10 protein-coding genes are annotated in these 16,467 nt (G+C 32.6%); 5 read left to right on the plus strand and 5 right to left on the minus strand.

Going from position 1 to position 16,467, the window contains the following annotated elements:
• Nucleotides 1–198 precede the first annotated feature (198 nt).
• From ACXLDF_RS05340 to ACXLDF_RS05355, 4 genes are all read left to right on the plus strand, one after another.
• Nucleotides 199–2,139 carry an aconitate hydratase gene (locus ACXLDF_RS05340; RefSeq protein ID WP_457557462.1) on the plus strand — a complete coding sequence of 647 codons (1,941 nt, stop codon included), beginning with the start codon at nt 199–201 and terminating at the stop codon, nt 2,137–2,139.
• Nucleotides 2,140–2,223: 84 nt separating this feature from the next.
• Nucleotides 2,224–3,507: an ATP citrate lyase citrate-binding domain-containing protein gene (locus ACXLDF_RS05345; protein ID WP_457557463.1), complete on the plus strand. Its 1,284-nt coding sequence runs from the start codon at nt 2,224–2,226 to the stop codon at nt 3,505–3,507.
• A gap of 1 nt (nt 3,508) precedes the next feature.
• Nucleotides 3,509–5,347, plus strand: a complete 1,839-nt coding sequence (locus ACXLDF_RS05350; protein WP_457557464.1) for a citrate/2-methylcitrate synthase — start codon at nt 3,509–3,511, stop codon at nt 5,345–5,347.
• Nucleotides 5,348–5,425: 78 nt separating this feature from the next.
• Complete coding sequence (locus tag ACXLDF_RS05355; RefSeq protein WP_457557465.1) at nt 5,426–6,622, plus strand: isocitrate/isopropylmalate family dehydrogenase; 1,197 nt, start codon at nt 5,426–5,428, stop codon at nt 6,620–6,622.
• A 195-nt stretch (nt 6,623–6,817) separates the two neighbouring features.
• Here ACXLDF_RS05355 and ACXLDF_RS05360 read toward each other — a convergent pair whose 3' ends face one another.
• Nucleotides 6,818–8,713 (minus strand): thiamine pyrophosphate-binding protein, encoded by a 1,896-nt coding sequence (locus tag ACXLDF_RS05360; RefSeq protein ID WP_457557466.1) that lies wholly within the window; start codon nt 8,711–8,713, stop codon nt 6,818–6,820.
• 99 nt (nt 8,714–8,812) lie between these two features.
• Here ACXLDF_RS05360 and ilvD point away from each other — a divergent pair, with 99 nt between their 5' ends.
• Nucleotides 8,813–10,480: a dihydroxy-acid dehydratase gene (gene ilvD, locus ACXLDF_RS05365; protein WP_457557467.1), complete on the plus strand. Its 1,668-nt coding sequence runs from the start codon at nt 8,813–8,815 to the stop codon at nt 10,478–10,480.
• A 96-nt stretch (nt 10,481–10,576) separates the two neighbouring features.
• On the opposite strand, the gene ACXLDF_RS05370 is transcribed toward ilvD, so the two are convergent.
• The 4 genes from ACXLDF_RS05370 to ACXLDF_RS05385 all read right to left on the minus strand — a co-directional run bounded on the left by ACXLDF_RS05370 (nt 10,577) and on the right by ACXLDF_RS05385 (nt 16,459).
• Nucleotides 10,577–11,719, minus strand: coding sequence for a Gfo/Idh/MocA family protein (locus ACXLDF_RS05370; RefSeq protein WP_457557468.1), 1,143 nt, complete (start codon nt 11,717–11,719; stop codon nt 10,577–10,579).
• A gap of 26 nt (nt 11,720–11,745) precedes the next feature.
• Nucleotides 11,746–13,179: an MFS transporter gene (locus ACXLDF_RS05375; protein ID WP_457557469.1), complete on the minus strand. Its 1,434-nt coding sequence runs from the start codon at nt 13,177–13,179 to the stop codon at nt 11,746–11,748.
• Nucleotides 13,180–13,319: 140 nt separating this feature from the next.
• On the minus strand, nt 13,320–14,246 hold the full coding sequence (locus ACXLDF_RS05380) for a hypothetical protein (protein WP_457557470.1): 927 nt from the start codon (nt 14,244–14,246) through the stop codon (nt 13,320–13,322).
• 143 nt (nt 14,247–14,389) lie between these two features.
• Nucleotides 14,390–16,459, minus strand: a complete 2,070-nt coding sequence (locus ACXLDF_RS05385; protein WP_457557471.1) for a M1 family metallopeptidase — start codon at nt 16,457–16,459, stop codon at nt 14,390–14,392.
• Nucleotides 16,460–16,467: the final 8 nt, after the last annotated feature.

The raw sequence follows: 16,467 nt of genomic DNA on the forward strand, positions 1-16,467 counted from the left end.
CACGATCGGATACATCAACTCAAAAATCAAAATAATTGAGCAAAAAATAGATCAGTTTTTAACATAATTCTGAATTTTCATCTGGTATTTTGGGATTGTGGTATGTTCGTAAGTAAATTTTAAAAATAGATATATGTTATATTCTATCAAGTAGGGACCATTGCCCTACATTTTCAATTTTTGAGATGATCAAAAAAAATGGGCTCAATCGCGAAAAAAATTCTTCAAGATCATATGGTTGAAGGAATTTTTGAAATTGGGAAAGAAATAGGTATTAAAATTGATCAAACGTTAACACAGGACGCAACTGGAACTATGGCTTATCTGCAATTTGAAGCTATGAAATTAGATCGCGTTAAAACTGAATTATCTGTTTCATTTGTTGATCATAATACCTTACAAACTGATTTTAAAAATCCAGATGACCATCGTTATTTACAATCTGTTGCTGCCAAATTTGGCATTAAATTTTCTAGACCTGGAAATGGAATTTGCCACCAAGTCTTTTTAGAACGTTTTGCACGACCTGGTAAAACACTGGTCGGGTCTGATTCCCACACACCAACTGCAGGAGGAATGGGTCAAATTGCAATAGGAGTAGGTGGATTAGACGTTGCTGTTGCAATGGGAGGCGGTTTATTTTACCTTAAAACACCCAAAATAGTTGGAATTAAGCTAACAGGCCAACTTCAAGAATACGTAACTGCCAAAGATGTTATTTTAGAAGTTTTACGCAGAATTAGTGTCAAAGGAGGAGTAGGTAAAATACTCGAATATTTTGGTCCTGGAATAAAGACTTTAAGCGTACCTGAAAGAGCAACTATTACAAATATGGGTGCTGAAACAGGTGCAACGACTTCCATCTTTCCAAGTGATGAAATAACTCATCAATTTTTAAAGTTAGAAGGTCGAGAAGAACAATGGGTTGAAATCCCAGCTGGTTCAGAAGAAGATTATGATGAAATTATTGAAATCGATTTATCTAAAATTGAACCTTTGGTAGCAAAACCTCATTCACCTGGAAATGTCGTTCCATTATCAGAATTAATAGGAATGAAAGTTGATCAAGTTGCGATTGGGTCTTGTACAAATTCTTCATTAAAAGATTTAGAGACAGTTGCTGCATTATTGAAAGGTAAAAAAATTGCACCACATACAGTCTTGGGAATTGCACCAGGATCACGACAAGTTTTAGAACAGATAGCTCATGATGGTGCTTTGGCAAATATTGTCTCATCTGGAGCTCGAATTTTAGAATCTGCTTGCGGACCTTGTATAGGAATGGGATTTGCTCCAAAAACCAATGCTACTGTGGTAAGAACTTTTAATAGAAATTTCTTTGGACGAACTGGAAATAAAACAGCTAATGCTTATCTAAGTAGTCCTGAAGTAGCTGTTGCGGCAGCTATTTTTGGAGAATTTACTGATCCAAAAAAATTAGGACCTTATCCAGTATTTTCTTTTCCTGATGAAATCCATATTGATGATTCCATGATTTTAGAACCACCAAAAGATGGATCAGAAGTTGAAATTATTAGAGGTCCAAATATTGCACCTTTACCCGAATTTGAACCACTTCCAGAAAATTTTGAAGAAATTGAAGTAGTAATGAAGGTGGAAGATAATATTACAACTGATCATATAATGCCTGCAGGTGCAAAAATACTACCATTACGCTCGAATTTGCCAGAAATCAGTAAACATGTTTTTGAACAGATTGATCCAGATTTTTATGGGCGAGCAATGAAGGCAAAAGAGAATAAAGGTGGTGCAATTATTGCTGCAGAAAATTATGGTCAAGGATCAAGTCGTGAACATGCTGCTTTGGCTCCTATGTATTTAGGTATTAAATTTAAAATAGCGAAATCTTTTGCTCGAATTCATAGAGATAATTTAGTAAATTTTGGAATAGTTCCATTAACTTTTGAAAATCCAGAAGATTATAATAAAATTAATCAAGGAGATAAATTGGCAATTTTAGGTATTGCTACAGCATTAAAAGAAGGTACAAAGCCTATTATCGTGAAAAATCTTACTCAAAATATTGAGATTCCTGTCACTTATGATCTTTCTGAGCGAGACAGAGAGATAATCTTAGCTGGTGGAAAACTTACATACGTAAGCTCAAAATTAAAATAAATATTTTTTAAAAAAATCTATTATCTTTTTTATTTTTCAACTTTCAAATTAGAAAAAGAAATAAATAAAACAAGTAGACCTACAATGGCACAAAAACCAATTTATGAATATGATGGGAAAAAGCTTATTGCAAGCCAGCTCCCAAAATATTTTCCGGAATTTAAATTTCATAATAAATTAGCAATTCTCACTCCGGAAACCGATATTGATGCTCTAGCTGAAAAGCAGCCCTGGTTGAAAACTGATCGATTGGTGGCAAAACCTGATCAACTGTTTGGTAAACGCGGAAAAGCAAATCTGCTGTTATTAGATGGAAATTTTGACCAATTAAAACAATTTGCAGCCGAAAAACTCGGAAAAACTTTTGAAATTCGTGGTAAAAAAGGTGTTCTAAAAAGGTTATTAGTTGAACCATTTGTTCCTCATAAAACAGAATATTATGTTTCAATAACATCAGATAGAGATCACGATATAGTTCATTTTTCAGTTGAAGGAGGAATCTTCGTAGAAGAAAATTGGGATAAAGTTGCTCATATTCCTGTTCCGTTTGATGCAGATATAGATAAGTTCGATTTTAAAGAGAAATTGCCAGATTTGGGCGATCTATCCAATTTAGTTGAGAAATTTATCAGAGGATTATTACATGTTTATCAAGATCAAGATTTTGCATTCTTAGAAATTAATCCATTTGCAATTTCTGAAGATAAACAAATTGTACCTTTAGATTTGAAATCTCGTTTAGATAATACTGCCTATTTCTTACATCCAGATACATGGGGCAATCCAGAAAACCCTATCGAATTTCCTGGAGGGTTTGGACAAGAACTGATGCCAGAAGAACAAAAAATAGCTGAACTGGATGAAAAAACAGGTGCTTCTTTAAAGTTAAGAATAATAAACCCAAATGGCCATATCTGGACACTTCTTTCCGGAGGGGGTGCATCTGTCATTTTTACTGATACTATTGCAGATCTTGGATACGGAAATGAATTAAGCAATTATGGAGAATATTCTGGTAATCCTTCATTAGAGCATACTGAAATCTATGCTGAAACAGTTATAGATTTAATGACTCGTAATCCAGATCCTGAAGGTAAACCCAAATATCTTTTCATTGCTGGTGGTATTGCAAACTTTACCAACGTTAAAGCCACTTTTGCTGGAATTGTAAATGCTTTTCGTAAAAAAGTTGATGCTTTGAAAAAAGCAAATGTTAAAATTTACGTTCGTCGAGGCGGTCCTTATGAAAAAGAAGGCTTACAAATGATGAAAGATATTGGAAAAGAATTAGACATACCAATTGAAGTATATGATCGATATACACCATTGACACGGATAGTGCCGATTGCGTTGAAAGGAGGAAATTAAAATGGAAGACTACGAATTATTTAATGAGAATACTCAAGCAATTGTCTATGGATTTCAAACTCGTGCAATCCAGCGAATGATTGATTTTGATTATGTTTGCAAACGGAAAACTCCAAGTGTGGCAGCAGTTATTCGTCCCACTCAGACTGATTATATTGCATATCACAAAGTTTTCTTTGGCACACATGAAATTATCATACCTGTTTATAAAGATCTTTCTTTAGCCGCACAAAAACATCCCAATGCAAGTGTAGTTGTTAACTTTGCTTCATTCAGATCTGCATTTGAAACTAGCAAAGAAGCTTTAGAACTCGATTCGATCAAAACTATTGCTATCATTGCTGAAGGAATTCCTGAAAGACAAAGTCGAATTTTAGGTAAAATTGCTCGAGAACGGGGCAAATGGATAATTGGTCCTGCTACTGTGGGAGGAATTCGAGCTGGTGCTTTTAGAATTGGAAATACTGCAGGTACAATTGAAAATGTAATTCTTTCTAAATTGTATCGCCCAGGATCAGTAGGATTTGTTTCAAAATCTGGTGGTATGAGTAATGAAATGAATTTTATGATTTCTCAGAATTCTGATGGAATTTATGAAAGTATTGCCATTGGTGGAGATCGTTATCCTGGCGCTTCTTTAATTGATCATCTGTTACGTTATGAACGTAACCCAAAAATCAAAATGCTTGTCTGTTTGGGAGAAATTGGTGGTACAGATGAATATAAAATTGTTGATGCCTTAAAAGAAGGTAAAATAACAAAACCTTTAATTATCTGGGTAACTGGAACTGCTGCAAAAATCTTACCCAAAGGACTTCAATTTGGTCATGCTGGTGCAATGGCTGGTAGTGATAAAGAAACTGCTGATGCAAAAAATTCAGCACTTAAAGCTGCTGGAGCGATTGTTCCTGATACATATGATACTTTAGGAGATAAAATTCGTGAAACATTTGAAAAATTAAAATCAGAAGGAAAAATTGATCCTGTCATAGAATTTGAACCTCCAAAAATTCCAATGGATTTTGCTCAAGCTGTAAAGGAAGGATTGGTAAGACGTCCAACAGACATGGTCTGTACGATTACAGATGATCGAGGAGATGTCCCACTGTATAATGGTAAAGGATTAGATAAAATCATAACTGAAAAGAAATCCCTCGGATACATCATTGGAATGCTTTGGTTTAAAAAAGAATTACCTGAATATGCTCAAGAATATATTGAAATGGTAATTAAACTCACAGCGGATCATGGACCTGCAGTTTCTGGAGCTCATAATGCAATTGTTACTGCCCGTGCAGGAAAAGATTTAATGTCTTCTTTAGCTGCTGGAATTCTAACAATTGGACCGCGATTTGGTGGTGCAATTAGTGATGGTGCAAAATACTTCAAAATGGCTAAAGATAAAGGCATGACACCCATGGAATTCATAAATTATATGAAGAAAGTTGAGAAGAAAAATATTCCTGGAATTGGCCATCGGATTAAATCTGTTCAAAATCCTGATGTTCGAGTTCAATTACTCAAGAAATTTGTAAATTCTAATTTTCCAACTCATCCATATTTAGATTATGCTTTAGAAGTCGAGAAATTAACTACTTCAAAACGAAATAATTTAATTTTAAATGTAGATGGATGCATTGGTATCTGTTTCCTCGATTTATTAGAGAATCTTGGATTTACTGAAGAAGAAAAGCAAGATATACTTAATAGTGAAGCATTAAATGGGTTGTTTGTATTGGGTAGATCAATAGGTATGATGGGACATATATTTGACCAAAAACGCCTTCGAACCCGATTATATAGACAACCTTGGGATGAAATTTTATTCTACAGGGAATAGGAATAAATTTCTCTATTATTTTTCTTTTTTTATTAACAAACTTTTTTTTTTCAATCAGTAAAAAAACTGTGATAAAATATGTCTGAAGAAGAAATTCAAAATGCTGTGAAACATTTCGAAGAATTGGTCCGAGATCAAATTGCACGAGTAAAGCGAATGAAAGAAGAAGGAGATTGGATCGATTATTCTAAATTAAAACCAATTATTATTGGTGTTTGTGGTGGAGATGGAATTGGTCCTGCAATTACAGCTCACGCTTCTGAAATTCTAAAATTCCTGCTTGATGAAGAAATCAAAAATGGAAAAGTAGAAATCCGCAAGATTGAAGGTTTAACCATTGAAAATCGAGCAAAAGTAATGAAAGCTATTCCGGATGATGTCTTGGAAGAAATTAAGAAATGTCATGTAATCTTAAAAGGTCCAACAACAACTCCATGGAAAGGAAGCCCTTGGCCAAACATTGAAAGTGCAAATGTTGCCATGCGTCGTGCTTTAGATTTATTTGCAAATGTGCGCCCTGTAAAAGTACCTGAAAAGAATATTGATTGGATGTTCTTCCGGGAAAATACTGAAGGTGCCTACGTTTTAGGTTCAAAAGGTGTAAATGTTAATGAAGATTTAGCCATTGACTTTAAAGTAATCACCTCTCCAGGAGCAGAGCGAATCATCCGTTTAGCATTTGATTATGCAGCAAAAAATAATATAAATAAAGTTTCTGTCATAACCAAAGCAAATGTTGTTAAAGCAACCGATGGAAAATTCTTAGATATGGCTGAAAGAATTGCTAAAGACTACCCACAAGTTGAATGGGACGACTGGTATATAGACATTGCCACTGCAAAATTGATTGATCCTGCCCGTCAGAGTCAATTTCGAGTATTTGTTGCTCCAAATCTCTATGGTGATATAATTACTGATGAAGGTGGTCAAATTCAAGGGGGTGTTGGAACAGCAGGTAGCGCAAATATTGGAAAACGATACGCAATGTTTGAAGCCATTCATGGTTCTGCATTGAAAATGATTAAAGAAGGTCGAGAAAAATATGCAGACCCTTCAAGTATCATTAAAGCAACAGCATTATTATTAAACCACATTGGTTTTGTACAAAAAGCTAAGAAATTAGAAATGGCTTTAGATATTTGTGCTCAATTTGAGCGTAAAAAGAAGATTACTGGTCGAGATACAGGTGTAACTGGCGAAGAATATGCCGAATATATCAAAGAAACAATTCGCAGACCTGATTTAGAAGAAACTTGGAAATCATATCAAAAATAATCTAAATAGTAAAACTTTCCAAGAGATCATTGTTAGGATTTTAATTTTTAATTTTTTTTTCTTTTATTGTAATTTTTATCCTTTTCATTTTAGTCGAATAGAAAATGATATCTGATAATATTTATTTCCTTTTAATTTGATTTCTTATAAAATATGAAGAAAATTATGAAAAAAATGAATTTATTACAGTTAATTTTAATTCAACGATTCTTCAAGAATTTCTTTTTTATATTTTTCTCGCTTATCATTTAAATAAGCTGGAATAGGTACATCCCACCAACCCCAAGCAGGGCTTCCACTATATTCTGGATCCCTATTCACAATTATTTCAATGATTGCTGGACCTTTTTGTTCAAATGCTTGTGATAAAGCAGATTTAATTTGAGAATTTTTTGAAATTCGAGTGCTCCAGATGTGAAATCCTTCAGCAATATTTGCAAAATTTGGAGTATATATATTTCCATCTTGATCATGGAATTCAGTAGCATAAGATCTATCCATACCGTATACTGCACGTTGTAAATCAGTGATTGCCATCCACCCTGAATTATTCAAAATAACAATTACAATTTTTAAGTTCAGTTGTTTTATTGTATGTAATTCTTGCATTGTCATCATAAAATCACCATCACCCACTAAAGCGATTACTTGTTTGGTAGGTGCGGCTAATTTGGCACCAATAGCAGCAGGTAAAGAAAAACCCATGGTAGAAAAGCCACCTGCAGTAATATTTGTGTGGGGTTCGTAAAATTCAAATTCTTGGATTATCTGGGCTTGAACATTTCCAGAAGAAGTAACTACAATAGCATCCCTATTGAGAAAGGCGCGCAATTCTTTCAATACACAAGAAATCATAACAGGTTCAATATCTGGTTTTGCCCATTCGTTGAGAAAATGTTTCCATTCATCTCGATATTTTTGAAGTTCAGCAAAATATTCCGTTTTTTCGTAATCTTTCCTTATAAAGTTATTCTTCAAGTATATAAGTAATTCTGCAACAACAGCTTTAATATCACCAAGAATTCCTATATCAACAGGATAATTCTTCCCAATTTCATGTGGATCTATATCTACTTGAATAAGTCGTGTATCATCTTCATTTGGACCAAAATTCCAAGCAACTCCTTTTTTGTAAGAGCAAGTCGATTCATCTGCAAATCGCGTTCCAAGAGCTAAAACGACGTCAGCAGAGCGAGAAATTTGGATTCCGCACTTTGTTCCTTTTGAGCCTGTTGAATAAGCAAATAAGGGATGATCGTTAGGGAATGCATCTTGAGCCATCATTGAAGCCAAAACGGGCATTCCAATGAATTCTGCCAGTAATTTAACTTCATTATATGCTTCAGAAGAAACAACACCTCCTCCAATCCATAAAACAGGTCTTTTTGCTTTCATCAACATTGAAGCCGCTTCTTTAATTAAATGGGGATCGCCTCGTTGACGAGCTATAGTTCTACGTTTAGTTGGTTCTGGTAATTGTAGATTACATGGTGCACATTGAATATCCATTGGAAGATCTATATGCACAGGACCACGACGCCCCATCATCATAAAATTAAATGCACGTTGCATCACTTTAGGAATCTGATTCACATGGGCTAACTCAAACTGCCGTTTAACAATAGGTTCTAAAATTTTAGGAAAATTACTGTCTTTTTTTCGTTCAATTTCTTGCAGAACACCTACTCCACGCATATGAACATGAGTATCACCAGTGATTACTAATACAGGCATAGAATCAACGAATGCATCTGCTAATCCAATAGCTGTATTAATTCCACCAGGGCCAATGCTTGTGAATACAGCTAAAGGTTTCCTACTCACTCGATAATATCCAACAGCCATATGAACACCTGCCATTTCTTGTTTTGGTTGGATTACTTGAATTTCTTCTTTGTATTTATAAAATGCATCCGTAAGACCTAAGGATCCATGACCTGGAATTCCAAAGACATAGGGAACACCTTCTTTTATTAAATACTCAACAATTAATTCTCCACCGGTTTTTATAATATTATTATTTTTTTTTTTATTTTCCATTATTGATTCTTTATCTAATATTGATGGCGATTTTATTGGATTCTTGCTCAAATAACTCATCTCCAAAATAAGCTAGCATTTATTATTTTAATTTTATTACTAATAAGTTGAATCACTACTCTTTAGTAAAGAATTTTGGCGAAAATTAAAATGCCTATCAAATTAATACCTGAAAATGCATATAAACGAGCATTATATCATGGATGTGGATATTCTCCTTCAGATCTAAAAAAACCACTAATTGCAATTGCTAATTCATATAATACAATGAATCCTGGCCATGTACATTTACAAAAAATTGGGAATTTAATCACCACTTCAATTAAAAAAGCAGGTGGAACTCCTATGCAATTTAATACGATAGCCATTTGTGATGGAATTGCCAATAATGGAAATCATAGTAAATATGTCTTACCTTCGCGAGAATTGATAGCTGCATCTCTTGAAGCTCAAGTAAAAGCACAAAATTTTGATGGTTTAGTTTGTATTGCATCATGTGATAAGATTATACCAGGTATGTTAATGGGAGCAATCAGATGTGATTTACCAACAGTCTTTTTTACAGGAGGTATTATGAAGCCTTGTGTCATCCCTGAAATTGGCGAATTTGTTACCTCTGATATCAAAGAAGCAATAGGTAGATGGAATGTAGGCGATTTAAATGAAAATGATCTTAATTTAATTATTGAAAATACATGTTCTGTTGGAGCTTGTAATATGATGGGAACAGCAAATACTATGGCATGTATGATTGAAACAATGGGTCTATCACTCCCAAATTCTGCGCTAACTACAGCATTAAGCCAAGAACAGTTAATATTAACTTCAAAAATTGGAAATATAATAATGGATTTGATAAAAAAGCAAATTACAATAACTAAAATTGTTAATGAAAAAGCTCTTGAAAATGCAATTCGGATGGCTTTAGCAATTGGTGGTTCTTCTAACATGGTGCTTCATAGCTTAGCATTTGCAAATGAAATTAGTCTTAATTGGGATCATTTTATAATAGGTAAAATTTCAGATGAAACCCCATTATTAATAAAACTAAAACCTTCATCATCTCTAACTTTAACTAAATTTCATGAATCTGGTGGAATTTTGTCGATTTTAAAAGAATTATCTCCTTTACTTCATCTTGAGTGTCTTTCAATTCTCGGTACTTCACTTAAAGATAATATACTAAATTATACTCATGCACCACTACCTCCATTAATTACTTCTCTTAATAAACCACTTTCAAGTCATGGTGGAATTGCTGTGTTAAAGGGAAATCTTGCACCAGATGGTTGTATTGTTAAAGAAAGTGGTGTTCATCCTAAGATGCTAAAACACATTGGTCCAGCAAAAGTTTTTCATTCAGAAGAAGAAGTACAAGAAGCGTTATTATCAAAAAGTGTCAATCCTGGAGATGTTTTAGTCATAATTTATGAAGGTCCTAAGGGATCACCAGGTATGAGAGAGATGTCAATTCCAGCAGCATTGTTAATTGGAATGGGATTAGGAGATTCGGTGGCTATGATTACAGATGGTAGATATAGTGGTGCAAGTCGTGGGCCATGTATTGGCCATGTTTGTCCTGAAGCTTATGTAGGAGGACCTATTGCTTTAGTTGAAAATGGTGATCAAATCAAAATTGACATTCCAAACAGAAAATTGGATATAATGATTTCAGAACAAGAATTAAAAAAGAGAAAAATGAAATGGAAACGCCCTCCTTTAAAGATTGACAAAGGTTTTCTATCAATATATCCAAAAATTGTGTCGAGTGCTAAATTTGGAGCAATATTGCTAAATTCAAAAAGTGATATGAACTAATCTACACTAACAGATAATCTTCTAATTATTTTGTAAATAATTAGCTAATTCAATTCAAATTAAATAATAATCATTTTCTTTGCTTCTATCATATAATTAAATTCCATCTTCAATTTCTTTCAATTTTACTTCCCTATAATGTTCTCTGCTGGATTTTACAGCTGCTAAAGCAATTTGGAGTATATATCGTGCATCTTCAGGTGTTAATTGTGGAGTTTTATCTTCACGAATACTTTCAATAAAATGTTGGGAACAATTAATAAAAGACTGTTGCCAATTTGAATTCATAGATGTATCACTATGCCATTTTCCATCTTCAGTACACCAATGAACACCTTCTTTTCCAGGACCAGCTTCACATGCTTTAAACCAGCTTCCTGTGCATCCTGGTATGAATATTGCCCCTTTTTCGCCAATTATGTCCATATATTCATCGCAATTATAATAATCTGTGTGCATTGGGAAAAAATCTTGAACATTTTGACTCCAAGTTGCATAATGAGATTTATTTTTGCAAATATAAGTTATATTCGATGGGCTGTCCCAGAAAATTGGTGTAGGAAGACCGCCTAACTTTATTTGATATTTTCCAACCCATGCTATTATTGATTCAATTGGTTCTTTAAGCATCCAAGAGATAACAGAATGCTTATGATAACCATCATCAAAAATTGTGGGTGATTTATAATTTGCTTTCTCAGTTAATCTCCACAAATTTGATTTTATAGGAACTTCCCATCCACCCAATGTTTGATAACCAGCGTACATTCGGTAATCTATACGAGTCGTTTCTCCAATTATACCATCATTAATCATTTTCATTGCTTTCATATAAGGTTCATGAAATCGAAAATTTTCAAATACACGAAATTTAATCTTGTTTTCTCGCGCAACATTTGTCATATGATCCATTTGACTTAATGTCATGGCAGGAACTTTTTGGAGTGAAATGTGTTTTCTAGCTTTTGCTGCTGCTATTGTTACCTTTTCATGAAGATTATGAGGTAAAAGAATTTCTACAGCATCTACTTGATTTAATTTTAACAAATCTTCAAAATCAGTATAACATTTTTCTTCGGGAATATTAAATTCATTGGAGATTTTTTTTAATCTTTTTTTGTTTTTATCACAAATTGCAACCAATTCTGCATTTAGACCATATTTCTCACGATAAGCTTCTAAATGAAGGGAACTGATGCGACCTAATCCTATTATTCCTATTTTAATTTTATCAACCATTCTTCCTAATCTCCATTTGATTTCTTTTAATTTCCAATTTTTAGAGTTTTTCTTTGTTCTTGATTTTCTTTTACTTTCTCCTTAGTTAGAGGAAATTTCCATAAGAAAAATAGGCCGATTAATAACGCAATTGCAGGGAAAATAGACATCAATAATCGTAATCCCAGTTTCTGCTCATATGTTGGATTATCTAATGATACTTGCTCCCACCCATTATATGAAAAAATGATATTAATACTTAAAATTTGTAAAATACCTGCTAATCGAATGAATATTGCATGAACACCATAAAAAGATGCTTCTCGGCGCTGTTTTGTGAATAATTCATCTTGATCTGCAATATTTGAAATATTTCGATCAATAAAATATGGAGCACCACCTAATCCCAAACCAATGAAAAACATGTTTACTAAACAAAGTGGATAAGATTGGATGAATAATAGAGGAATAAATGACAAGATCCACAATAGATGAGAGAACATGAACGCTTTCCTACTTCCAAATTTACTGTCCATTTTAGACCAGAAAAAGACACCAGGAATTGATGATAAAAAAGCTACAATTAAAAGTAAACTGGTGTCAAAAGAACTTTGATCCAATTGGAAATTTGCACTTGCATAGATAGGTAATATCATTGGAATAAGTCCAAATACATACCAATTCATAGTAGAGCAGAATACAATTAATAAGAAATCTTTATTTGTTAAAGTGTATTTAAGCGATTCTTTTAAAGAAAAAGTCTGCCGTAATTTCATCTCTTCTAATTTGGGCTCTTTTATTCCATATTTAATATGAATTAGCATGAAAATAAATATTAAAATACCAAATACAGCTCCACATAGTATATATTGATTTTTAGTGGTTTGATCAGTTCCTACTAAATTATCAATTATAACTCCTGGAAGAACAAAAGCAATTAACAATCCAACAATCATTATTGTTCTACGAGTAAAACCAACTTGTTCACGTGCAGAATTTGTTTGAAACATTTCAGGATAGAGTGATGTATGATTAAGCGAATATGTCGTATAAAATGTATCAAAAAGAATCATTATCATTGCCATATAAATTGCAGTTACAATTGGAGTAGTCTGAATTGGGGTAAATAAAAATACCATTACCAGAGGTAAAGGTAAAATCATTGAAACTATCCAAGGTCGCCGCCTTCCACCGGTTAATTTTGTTGTTCTGGTTTTATCTGATAATGCACCTAAGATAGGATCATTAAATGCATTTATAATAGACCAAATTATAAAAACAACAGTTATTTTTGATATATCTAGCTGAATTACTACTGAATAGAAAGTAAAAATAAGAAATGAAAATCCTTGGTAAGCAATCATATCAGGAATTTCTCCGATCGAAAAACCAAGATTTAATTTCAACGGTATGGTATTTTTCGATTGTTTTTTAGCATTTAGGGATTGATTTGTCGAAATGTTTTGAGGTGATTGTTCCATACATATATTTAATTATTCAGAATAAAAATTTTTCTTAAAACAAGTTCTTGTGTGTTGACATGATTGATTTACTAAAAAGAAAAAGAAAAAGAGTTGAAAAGAGTTGAAAAAAATAATAAAAAAAGCCATCGTTTTTATAATTACGATCTTTTGAATTTCTTTATTATTAAGAAAAAGACACCAGTTAACACAATCAAAGTAAAACCTAACATGGGATATCCAGGAACTGATAATAATTCAGAATTGGTATTATCATCTGCTAAGCCTATTGTTGGATCATATTCTAACTGACCATTAAAATGTTCAAATGCCAAAAATGCCATAGGATTACCTTCTTCATCCGCTTCACTCATTTTTACCTCAATCGTAGTCTTTTCTGAAGTAGAATTATCATCTATTGTATTTGCAACATTTGGAATGGTTGTCTCAGGAATATTGCTAGTCGAATTTGAAGAAGAAGAGTTAACAATAGTGGCACTTGGAGCACTACCAAAATAACCATCAGATCCGAATTTAACAGTATTTTGTGCTAAAACTACAGGTTCTTTATCTGCCATTAAATGAAATCCCAAAACTAATAACACATTTGGCTCATCATTTACAAAGTTATAATTATCAATAATTATATCAAATTTTAACTCCGCTTTACTTGAATCGAGGTAATTTCGGAATTGGATCGTGAATTCCCCGTTAACGCTTGTAATATTGAATTTTATTATTCCATTTTCATCTACAATGTCTGAAAAATCCCAGGTGAAAGATGGTAGCGCTTCATTTGAACGTGGAACCATACTATCTATTCCTTTATCATATACACCATTATCATTTTCATCAATAACTTCGAATAATCTGTTGAATTTTACTTGATATTTTGTGTCATTATTGTTTACAGCCCAAAAAGAATACTGTGGTACATTTTGGCCACCTGTAATTTTCAAAGCAATGTAATCATTTTGAATGCTGATATTTTTATCTGAGGCTGCTGAAATGGAAATGGGTTGAATGGAAAAAACAAATAAAGCCAGTAGACTCAGAGCAGTAATATATTTATGAATAGTTCGACTCATGTGAATCAATAATATAAAAGAGAATGAGTATAAAAAGCAATATGGGATAATAATCTCCCTTTTTTAAAAATATTCTATGTTGTGATTACTAAGAATATTTTAGATAATATTTAATATTAAAAAAAAATTCAGAAAAAAATATTTTATTGAGGTTTTAAACGTTTTCTAAGAATTATTAGTCCTAAAACTATTGAAACAGATAAAAATATTGAAGAATAACCTGGAATTATCGTTTTATTTGCCGCAGTATTATCTGTTGAAGAATCATCATCTGTTGAAGAATCATCATCTGAATCTTCTGGCTCGATAGTTTGGATTGTGAGAGAATTGAAAATTTTAAACTGTTCTCCATCAACTTGTTCAGCCAATCCAAGTTCACCATAATCAAAACCTAATTTTTCAATAGTACCTTGAAATGATAATGAGAAATTTGAAGTACCATTTACAAAGATAGGTATTGAAGAGATAATTTCACCTGTTGAAACAAAAAACCCTAATGATATGTTTTGTGCATATGCATATGGATTTCGTTCTTGATTTGAATCAGATACGGTAAAATTGAGAAGATTAGTATTTTTGTCATAAATTACATTTGATAATTGATAATTCGGAAGAAAATCATTATTATACCATTGATTAAAGAACCAACTCAAATCTTTTCCAGCAACTGATTCAAAAGCTAACTTCATGTCGCTTAACCAAGCAAATTTAAAGCAATTATCTTGAAAATACTTTTGAACACCAAGGAAAAAAGTAGTGTTCCCTAAATATTGGCGTAATTTCTCTAATATTATCGGAGCTTTACTGTAAGCTAAATCCCAATATGTATCTCCTGATGAATAAATAGATTGGTTTATTCTTCCTGAAGTGTTATAATCATTAAGAAAATTATATATTCTTGTTTTTTGGACTTCACTTGCAAAATGAAGGTAACCTTCATTAGGATAAATACTATTCATATAAAAATCTTCCAACCAACAAGCCCATTGTTCATCTAGGTAGCCAGCATCAATTTGATCATTACCTACCAAATGATAAAACCACTGGTGAGCAGTTTCATGTGCGATAATAAGTTTTAGAACCCTAACAGGATTATAATAAAGATTTGCTGATTCTGTTATATATACTTGTAATGGGTGTTCCATACCTCCGTAATGAGTATACTCTTCAACAACATTGAAAGTTGGATATGGATAGGCTCCGACACTTGTAGAATACAAACGTATTGCACCAACTGCTGTTTCTATCGCATTATTTTCCCATAAATAAGCATCTTTTGGAAGAAAATAAGTTGTAATATTAATTCCGTTATAAATTTCACTTTCTGTCTGAAAATAACGGGAAGCAGAAAATGTAATTTCACGAACTGGAAGCATTGGATCATAATAAAATACTTTTTCACTTCCATTATTATTTTCTGAAGTTATTGCTCCAGTGCCAGCGACAATGAAACCATTCGGAACTTGAACTGCAAAATTGTACCAACCCATATCTGTATACATAGGATCGCCAATATCTAAATATGGATCTAGATTCCACCCGTCCTTTTCATCCCACACACAAGGCATTGGATAAGCTACTGCAAATTTAAAGATTCGAGATTGGTCCAAATCAGAACCAGAATCACTGCTACGATCTATACCTCCATCTGGTAAAGTTATGATAAAATGTATCGAAAATGATTGTTTTGAACTTGGTTCAAGTGGATTTGTTAAATTTACCCAAAGAATCTGTTTTTCTGTATTTACTGTATGATTCAATAATTCCTTATTAATAGAATTGTTTCTTACAGAAATAATTTGGATATTTCCTGGTCTTGCATCATATTCCATACCTAAAACAAAAAGATGGAAAGGAATTGCTGAAAATGATACAGGATCTGCATTGTAATACGATATATTCATAATTCCCTCGACTTGTGAAGTCGATTCATGAACTCTAAACCAAATGGAATAATTAGATAATTGATTAAAATTATCACCATTAAAGTCATATTTAATATTATTTGTTTTTACATTGCGTAACATGGATAACTCGTTTGATTCTTTAAAATCATCCAAGGTTGATAAATCTGCTAAATTTACAGATGATTTTTGACTAACAAAAACATTTGAATCATTTGTTATCACCAAATGATTAAAGTATCCAATGTTTACAGCGAGAATTAGCAAACAAATAACAATTTTTATCTTACAATTAGTATGCTTCCGCATAACAATTT

The organism is Candidatus Harpocratesius sp. (assembly GCF_054039255.1).

What these genes read in the sequence shown, in the direction of transcription:
- ACXLDF_RS05375 (WP_457557469.1), bottom strand. Translation starts at nt 13,179, where the DNA reads ATGGAACAATCACCTCAAAACATTTCGACAAATCAATCCCTAAATGCT.
- ACXLDF_RS05385 (WP_457557471.1), bottom strand. Translation starts at nt 16,459, where the DNA reads ATGCGGAAGCATACTAATTGTAAGATAAAAATTGTTATTTGTTTGCTA.
- ACXLDF_RS05370 (WP_457557468.1), bottom strand. Translation starts at nt 11,719, where the DNA reads ATGGTTGATAAAATTAAAATAGGAATAATAGGATTAGGTCGCATCAGT.
- ACXLDF_RS05350 (WP_457557464.1), top strand. Translation starts at nt 3,509, where the DNA reads ATGGAAGACTACGAATTATTTAATGAGAATACTCAAGCAATTGTCTAT.
- ACXLDF_RS05355 (WP_457557465.1), top strand. Translation starts at nt 5,426, where the DNA reads ATGTCTGAAGAAGAAATTCAAAATGCTGTGAAACATTTCGAAGAATTG.
- ilvD (WP_457557467.1), top strand. Translation starts at nt 8,813, where the DNA reads ATGCCTATCAAATTAATACCTGAAAATGCATATAAACGAGCATTATAT.
- ACXLDF_RS05340 (WP_457557462.1), top strand. Translation starts at nt 199, where the DNA reads ATGGGCTCAATCGCGAAAAAAATTCTTCAAGATCATATGGTTGAAGGA.
- ACXLDF_RS05380 (WP_457557470.1), bottom strand. Translation starts at nt 14,246, where the DNA reads ATGAGTCGAACTATTCATAAATATATTACTGCTCTGAGTCTACTGGCT.
- ACXLDF_RS05345 (WP_457557463.1), top strand. Translation starts at nt 2,224, where the DNA reads ATGGCACAAAAACCAATTTATGAATATGATGGGAAAAAGCTTATTGCA.